This window comes from Halomonas sp. ND22Bw, assembly GCF_003011945.1.
Taxonomy (GTDB): domain Bacteria; phylum Pseudomonadota; class Gammaproteobacteria; order Pseudomonadales; family Halomonadaceae; genus Halomonas; species Halomonas halophila.
The window spans coordinates 1-336 of record NZ_PXWD01000438.1 but is presented as its reverse complement, the minus strand read 5'-3'; the positions used below and the strand labels follow the sequence as shown (position 1 = coordinate 336).

Sequence of the window (336 nt, the reverse complement as noted above, 5' to 3'; positions counted from 1 at the left end):
CGACGATCAGCTTCAGTTCATGCAGGCATTCGAAGTACGCCATCTCGGGCGCGTAGCCGGCTTCCACCAGCGTTTCGAAGCCGGCCTTGATCAGCTCGACCGTGCCGCCGCACAGAACCGCCTGTTCGCCGAACAGGTCGGTCTCGGTTTCTTCGCGGAAGTTGGTTTCGATGATGCCGGCCTTGCCGCCGCCGTTGGCGGTGGCGTAGCTCAGGGCCAGGTCGCGGGCCTTGCCGCTCTTGTCCTGGTGCACCGCCACGAGGTGGGGCACGCCGCCGCCTTGCGTGTAGGTGCTGCGCACGGTGTGGCCGGGGGCCTGGGGGGCGACCATCCACA

1 pseudogene is annotated in these 336 nt (G+C 67.3%); it reads right to left on the bottom strand.

From position 1 onward, the window contains the following. Positions 1 to 336, bottom strand: a pseudogene (locus tag CVH10_RS18820) (ketol-acid reductoisomerase); the annotation flags it as partial.